Below are 7,846 nucleotides of genomic sequence, written 5' to 3'. Positions count from 1 at the left end.
ATCTACTCATGTTTTTTATCCTCTATGACTTCGCTAAAAGTTAGAGTTCAATTAACATGAGTAGATATTCAGGCAAAGCCTAATTGATGATAACCACCTACTGAAGTAGGTGGTTTAGGGCTGAAAACAAAAAAGGCGCTACTCGCGCCTTTTTTGTGTCTGGAACACTTATGTTAATTCCCCAGGGATGGGTAGGAATTTACTTTGTGTCTGGCCATAAATGTTCCTGACATTTAAAGGCATTTCCTCCATCCCTGGAGGTCAGAACACTTATGTTAATTCCCCAGGGATGGGTAGGAATTAACTTTGTGTCAATTTAATCATTAGCCTTAAGCTTACCCTTTTTATCAAAAGGCCAATCGATGCCGGACCAAGCCTTAAAGAATGCCTTCTGACTTCGGCTCGGCTTATTCACACTCTCGAGTGTTAACTTGCCAGATTGCTTCTCACCTAAGGTCATCACCACAGATTTAAGCTTATCATCACTAAACAGGGTGACTTTAACCTCAGCACCAGGGTTAAAGTCTTTAATTCGTGCTTCAAAACCACTCCCAGTCACCTTAAGGCCGTTAATAGCAACAATCTCATCCCCCTGCACAATACCGGCATTCCAAGCTGGACCATCCCTTAGCACCTGCTTTAGCTTAAGAGAACTCCCCTCAACCGTCATGCCAGAGTAAGCAACGGCTTTCGAGTCGTCGCCGTAACCTATCTTTAACCCAGCTTGAGAGAGCAAACTAGGAAAGTCTATCGTCAGCGGAGCATTGACATGGCTTTGCCACCAAGTGCTATAGTCTTCACCTGTTAACTCCTTAAGAATATTTTGCACATCTTTGACATCGTAACCTAACGGAATTTTATGATCTCGATATAACGCTTTGTGCACATCGCGATAGGAGTGTTCCAAGTCAGTCTCATCTAGCAGCGAAAAGTCCAGAGCGAGAGAAACAAGAAAACCTTCGGAGTAGATATTGGTGCTGTGATTAATCGCATAATCCCCGCGAGAACTTGCCCATTGGTTAGCACTCGCTTCAGCAACAGACTGTACCTCACGCCCCGGTGTCACTTCGCTTCTTGCAACACGCTTAGCCAGATCATCTAGAAACTCTTTTGCTGTGATCACACCAGCGCGCAGCAGTAGCTGGCTCTGAAAATAGCTGGTTGAGCCCTCAGCAATCCATAACAGTTCACTAATATTCTCCTTTTGATAGTCATAAGGAACTAAGCCCTGAGGTCGATAGGCTTTTACATTCCAGGTATGAATGAACTCATGAGACGCCGTTTTAATGAAACCTAAGTAATCCTCACGCTCACGGTAGCTAAATCTTGGTCTTTGAATAATGGTCGAGTTTAGATGCTCTGTCGCACCACTTGCACCGCTGGTCGCATGGACCATATACACATAACGCTCAAATGGATAACCATCCCATATCGCACCCGCTTCACCACTGAGCTTGGTCAGATCGGTGACCATCTTCTCTATGTCATAGTTTCCCTCACCCCAGATCACTAGCTCATAGTCGCGCCCATCGGCAGAGAAACGTCTCAACTGATTCACACCAGTCTCTATGGGCGAGTCAACAAGCACATCATAGTTGTCAGCAACAAATGTGTGCGCTCCCTCACCAGAGTCCATGCCTGAATGACTCTGCCAACTTGAGGGCACACTCATCTCGACCTCTATCGGTTCATACCTAAATTCAGGGCTGTAAACAAAGGTACCACTGGCATCAAGAAATGCATGACTGGCATCGATATGCCCCACTCTTTGTCCTAATTTATTCAAGTAAAGCTGATAACTGATTGAAACAGAAGTGGGCTGACTCAACGAAACTTGCCACTCTCCGCTTGCAGTCCGCGTTACTGGCAGCACGTTACCTTTATCATCTTTAGCCGTAAAAAATCTAACCCCGTCAGCCAGTGGCAATACCTGATATTTTCCGGTGCGCCACACAGGAAGCTGCACTTCAAACTGCTCGGCACTCGATTGAGGAAAAGAGACCTCTACCTGAGCGAGGTGATGCTGTGACTGGTTCAGATCTATACGATATTGAACTTCCGCTTGAGCAGAGAGAGAAAAGAGTAGGTTTAAGGTTAAAATCGATGGGATGACAGGTTTCACTCTTGCGTCCTTCTGTTATTATTGTTATCTAATTTTTATGGTAGTGATTTTGCGAGTATAACACCTAAGTTTGCCAAAATTAGCCGTTATAGTTTCAAATGTTTATCAAAGACAATAAACCTAAAGTCCCTATAAAAAGAGGGCGAGGTAATTATATTCTATGCGCGCATCTCTATTTTTCGTCTCATTTTTTCTTATCTTTTCATGGAGCTCTGCTCACGCTCAAGATGACATAGCATTAGAGATAAAATTAAATGAAGACCCGACTCTCCTCTATGAAGAGCTTATCTCCTCGGTAACACTTCCTATCGACGCCGCTAATATCGATGAGTTTAAACAGGCAGCTAAGGCTCAGGGGTATGAGCCCCAAGCGCTAAAAAACAAACTGCAACTGTTAACCCGTCTTTATCTAGACACCAGCATCAAGGTGCAAGATAAATACCTTCACAGTGAAAAACTGATAACTCTACTTGAAAGAGTGAGCGAAAACGATTTCGATAAAAGCTACATTAACGCACTAAAAGGCCGTCATATTGGCCGAAGTAAAAGTGATTATACTGCTGCGATAGCGTTTTATAACAAGTCAATAAATCTGTTTAACGAAGAGAACACGACCCAATCAAAAATCCTAAAAATAGTTATTCATAAAAATTTAGGTACCTTGCATCGGCTCATTAGACAAGATAAACCCGCTCAACGGCACCTCAACCGATATAGAGAGAGCGCTTATGAGCTAAAAAACAACTACATTATCGCTCAAGCCGAGTCGGCATTAGGCTACTTTTACAATAGGCAAGGTCAGCTATCTCTCGCACTACAGCACTACTCTGAAGCCTTAAGGCTGTCCAATAAAGAGAACAAACCCTTTTTAAAAGCGGACTTAAAACTTCAACTGGCTCGGGTATATCGAGATCTAAAATCTTGGGATGAGGCACTTAAATATGCCGATGAAGCCTCTAAAGACTTTAAAAAGCTTAATAAAGAGGGTTATCAGTCAAGTTGCATGACTGTGATGGCAATGGTCCATGCGTATCAAGATCAATGGAATCAGGCCATCGACTACTATCTTACCGCTCAACAGCTGGATCTTAAAAGTGAGAACCTAATCTCTCAAGCGCTTAACTATCATAATTTAGGTGAGGCCTACTTCCACAATGGCAACCCTAAATCCGCATTAGAGTTTCTCTTTAAATCTAACGCGCTTTTTCTGGAAAGAAAAAGTAAACATTATCTTGTTTATAATGACCTTCTCATTGCTGAAGTCGCTTTGGCCCAAAAAGAGTTCTCCCTTGCCGACAAGCATAGTGCTTTAGCCCTTAGCAATGCCGAAGCCCTCTCCCTATATGATGAGCAGATTGAAGCACTACAATACCGCTCTCAAGCATTAAGAGGATTAGAAGATTTCACTCAAGCATTTGAAGCTCTTGATAAACTGCTGCTCCTAAATCAAAATCCTCCTGAAAAAACATCAACAGTGGAGCCTTTCTCAGCCTCAGTGCTAACTGAGCAGAAGTTAAAAATACAATTAACCCAGCTAAAGGGTAAGCAAGATGAGCTAAACACTCAAGTCGCCCGCTCAAGGATTTTATTGATAACGGCATTTACCTTGACGTTTCTACTCACTCTATTAAGCATCAATCTTTGGCGAAGGGCTAAATCATTAACCTCAGAATTGACAGAGGCTGAATTAAAAAGTGTCAATGAGCCAATAACTGGGCTTCCTGGTTATGAAGGATTTACCAATGAACTTAATGGAAAAGTTAAGCCCTCATATATTGCACTTCTCTCCCTAACAGACCTATTAGATGATGATCTGTCACAAGGGGTCGAAAATAATACAGAGTCGATTAAACTGATTTTCAATCAATTATCAAGCCGTTTTAACTCAGGAGTTTACCTTGTCAGACCGGGACTTTTCCTATTGACCATTCATGAATCAATAAGCCCATCCGCGCTCTTTGAGAAGTGCCAAAAGGTTATCTCTTCATGTGAAGCCAAAACCGCTATTCATATGGGGATTCTTCCTCTTCCCCTACTCGCGGATGTTGAGATAAAAATCAGTCCCAAAACGCATTTTGGCACAGCCCAATTTTCACTGGCAGGAGCATTGAGCCTAGGCAAGGACAAAGATCACTTTGTCATGATTAAATCACTCAATTTTGCACCACCTGCGATATTTTCTACTCCACTGTTTTTACACTTAGAGAAGGGAATAAAACGGGGCTTACTCAAGATTGAAACCAATGGTGACAAAAACCAACTATGCTGGCCCAAATGGAAAAGTAATGAAAATATCGATATATAGCAAAAAATTATCGAAATTAGTCATTTATGTCGCTATATTTAAAATGAAATTTGCACTCCAAAGAGATTGCTATAACATTATATAAGCAAGCTGTTCCCTTTCCATTTTGCTTTGAACAAGTAGGACACCGTTTATAATGAAGGATTCAATGGCCAGTGTTTCTCAGGTCAATTTATTAAAGCAGAAACTTCATCTCGCTAAAGCCGCCCTAAACGATCTTGATGAGGAGCGAAATGAGAAGTTACAGACGCTTTTACAATTCATTGGCCATTTAAGTCTTGCTTGCAAAGGACAAAATTTAGAGCTGGATAATAAGCTGGCAAAACTCAGACAGCTGTTAACTAAGTTTGAAAATGTCGAAGAAGCCCTTCCTGAACTCGTTGAAGTCGAGCAGCTTCTTAAACAACAATATAACCATGTGATGGTGCAGCTTGAAGATAGTCGCGTCAGTTTATCTCGAGTCATACGTCAGATCCAACGTATTGATTCAGCTCCCGATAAAGTAAAAAAAGAGCTCAACTACTTCAAAAAAGAGCTAGTGAAGCCTTTCCATACCTTTTGGGACTATATCCCTAAGGTAGAGCAGCTGGTTAGCTTCTATGAAGAGATATTGGATGATCAGCTAAAACAGGGAACCCCCATCCTTGTAACCCCTAAACATCGCCAGTTAGCTCACGAGCTTTCTCAGATGCTCTCTGAGGTAGAGTTTAGAAAACATCAACGAGATCAAGTCCTCACAGTAAAGGATATTCTCAGTAGCGATATTGAGGTTGATAGCCTAATCGATGCTTACCAGACTATCTTAACCCTGCTGCTGGACAACATTGCTCGCGAAAAAACGGCATCTCAAGAGTTTCTCTACGCGCTCAATGATTCTCTAACGGCAGTACGAGAGGTAGTGACAGACTCCTACAATAATAATCAGCGAAGCTTTCAACTCAAGAAGCAGTTGAACCGAGAGATCAACTCTCGAGTCGACAATGTTGGCGAAGCGATTATCGACATTGATGATATTCATAGTCTCAAGTCACAAGTAACCGAACAGCTTTCCGCAATTAGAGCCTCTTTAGAACGTAAAGAAGCGGTCGAAGAGCGTGAGCAGATCTTGTTAAGAAAATCGATGGAGTCGATGAGAAAAGAGCTCAATGAGCTAGGTAAAGAAGCCACAACATACAAAGAGCGTTTATTTGAACAGCAGAAACTCAACCTGTTGGACTCTTTGACTCAACTGCCTAACAGAGCCGCACTCGAAGAGAGAATGGATCAAGAGTTCCGAAATTTTCAACGTCAGAAGCTTCCTCTCTGGGTTGCCGTTGCCGATATCGATCATTTCAAGACCATCAATGATAGTTTTGGCCACAGTACAGGAGATAAAACACTCCAAGTCATTGCTATGGCGCTAAAAAACTCCCTTAGAGATACTGAGTTCGTTGCCAGGTATGGCGGTGAAGAGTTTGTGCTTTTAATCCCAGAAGTGAACGCCACCGATATTGAACAACTTTTAAACAGAGTACGAGAAAAAGTAAAAAGTATTCCCTTTAAGTTTAAAAATCAGAGAATTACAGTTACAGTATCTATAGGTGCTGCGCAAATTTTAGAGAACGAACTCATCAATGAAACCTTTGAAAGAGCGGATGCAGCACTCTACCGAGCTAAACATGAAAGCAGAGACAGAGTCATCATTGACGTGTAAGCCTATGACATTCAGACATTCAACTTTAGATTAGGCTCGGCATCTTTAAGGTGCCTTTACTGCACATCCTTGTACTCAAGTCAGAGCTAAGGAGCCTTTATGATAGTAAATGTCAGTCCCAGAGGTAGCATGGATCAACTTTCACAACTGGAAGTCGATCGTCTCAAACAAAACGCAACAAGCGAACTCTATCAACTTTACCGCAGCTGCTCACTGGCTGTACTCGCCTCTGGTCTGCATAGCGATAATGCAGAAAATCTATTTGAACAGTATTCAGACTTCAATATCAATGTCCTTCGCCGTGAGCGAGGCATCAAGATTGAGCTTATCAATCCACCAGAAGCCGCTTTTGTCGACGGCAAAATTATCGCGGGTATTCAAGAGCACCTATTCGCAGTATTGAGGGACATCGTCTATCTCAGTGATAAATATGACAACCTCAAAAATATTAATTTAACCAACCCGAGTCATATTACCAATGTGGTATTTGATATTCTGAGAAATGCGCAAGTTATCCCTCTAGAAGACCCAAGCATTGTTGTCTGCTGGGGCGGTCACAGCATCAATGACACTGAATTTCATTACACCCAAGATGTTGGCTATGAGCTTGGACTACGTGAGATGAACATCTGTACCGGTTGTGGTCCTGGCGCCATGGAGGGACCGATGAAAGGGGGCACCATAGGCCATGCTAAACAGCGCATAAATATAGCCCGTTACATCGGACTTACAGAGCCTAGTATCATAGCTGCAGAGCCGCCAAACCAGATCGTCAACGAGTTAGTTATTCTGCCCGATATAGAGAAGCGACTGGAGGCCTTTGTCAGACTTGGACACGGGATAGTGATCTTCCCGGGTGGTGCTGGAACAGCAGAAGAGCTGCTCTATTTACTTGGCATACTGCTTAATAAAGAGAATCAAGACATCCCCTTCCCGCTCATACTCACTGGGCCAAAGGAGAGTGCCGATTACTTTATGCGTATTGATGAGTTTATCGCCGCAACCTTAGGTAAAGAAGCGCAAAGCAAGTATGAAATTATTATCGACGACCCAGTTCGTGTCGCCCGAGTGATGAGCCATGGAATGGATGTGGTTAAAGATCACCGTAAATCTTCCGGTGACTCCTATCAATATAACTGGTCACTTAAGATTGAGCCCGAATTCCAACTCCCCTTTAACCCGACTCATGAGATGATGGGAGATCTCAATCTTCACTTTCAATCAGATAAGGCTGAGCTTGCCGCCAATCTACGAAGAGCCTTCTCAGGCATTGTGGCAGGGAATGTAAAGATGGAAACCATTAAGAGTGTCATGAAAAGTGGCCCCTTCCAGATTAAGGGCGATCCCACCTTGATGGCACTGATGGATAAACTACTTAAAGCCTTTGTTAAACAACAAAGAATGAAACTACCAGGGAGTAAATATGTCCCCTGTTATAAAATAAATACCTAGTTTATCGACCCGGGCGAGTATTAATACCAATCAGTATAAGGAGTTGATCTACTCAGAGTGTCTTTTGGCAAACTAATTCAAGGCGAATGGATGATAGAATGGTTGCTCCCTTGTGAGTTCATTCAACGCAGAAGTAGGCAGCCAAAAACACTCCTTACAGGCGAGTTTTAGCGGTCCTGATGCTGTGTTAACGAGCTTGACCGTAGAACAACTATGCTCTTCACTCGTTGTAAACCACATGGTCTTGTATGTTCCTGACATACATAAGACATTT

4 protein-coding genes are annotated in these 7,846 nt (G+C 42.7%); 3 read left to right on the top strand and 1 reads right to left on the bottom strand.

From position 1 onward, the window contains the following. Nucleotides 1-316 precede the first annotated feature (316 nt). Nucleotides 317-2,122, bottom strand: coding sequence for a M61 family metallopeptidase (locus tag K0625_RS19655; RefSeq protein ID WP_220111220.1), 1,806 nt, complete (start codon nucleotides 2,120-2,122; stop codon nucleotides 317-319). 160 nt (nucleotides 2,123-2,282) lie between these two features. On the opposite strand from K0625_RS19655, the gene K0625_RS19650 reads away from it, so the two are divergent. From K0625_RS19650 to ppnN, 3 genes are all read left to right on the top strand, one after another. Further along, entirely contained in the window at nucleotides 2,283-4,427 is a 2,145-nt protein-coding gene (locus K0625_RS19650; protein WP_220111219.1) for a tetratricopeptide repeat protein, read from the top strand. Between the two features lie 136 nt (nucleotides 4,428-4,563). Continuing rightward, complete coding sequence (locus K0625_RS19645; RefSeq protein WP_220111218.1) at nucleotides 4,564-6,120, top strand: GGDEF domain-containing protein; 1,557 nt, start codon at nucleotides 4,564-4,566, stop codon at nucleotides 6,118-6,120. A gap of 99 nt (nucleotides 6,121-6,219) precedes the next feature. Next, a complete protein-coding gene (ppnN, locus tag K0625_RS19640; protein WP_220111217.1) occupies nucleotides 6,220-7,572 on the top strand; it encodes a nucleotide 5'-monophosphate nucleosidase PpnN in 1,353 nt (450 codons plus the stop codon). Nucleotides 7,573-7,846 lie beyond the last annotated feature (274 nt).

This window comes from Shewanella nanhaiensis (assembly GCF_019457885.1).
GTDB lineage: Bacteria > Pseudomonadota > Gammaproteobacteria > Enterobacterales > Shewanellaceae > Shewanella > Shewanella nanhaiensis.
This window is presented reverse-complemented; position numbering and strand designations above follow the sequence as displayed.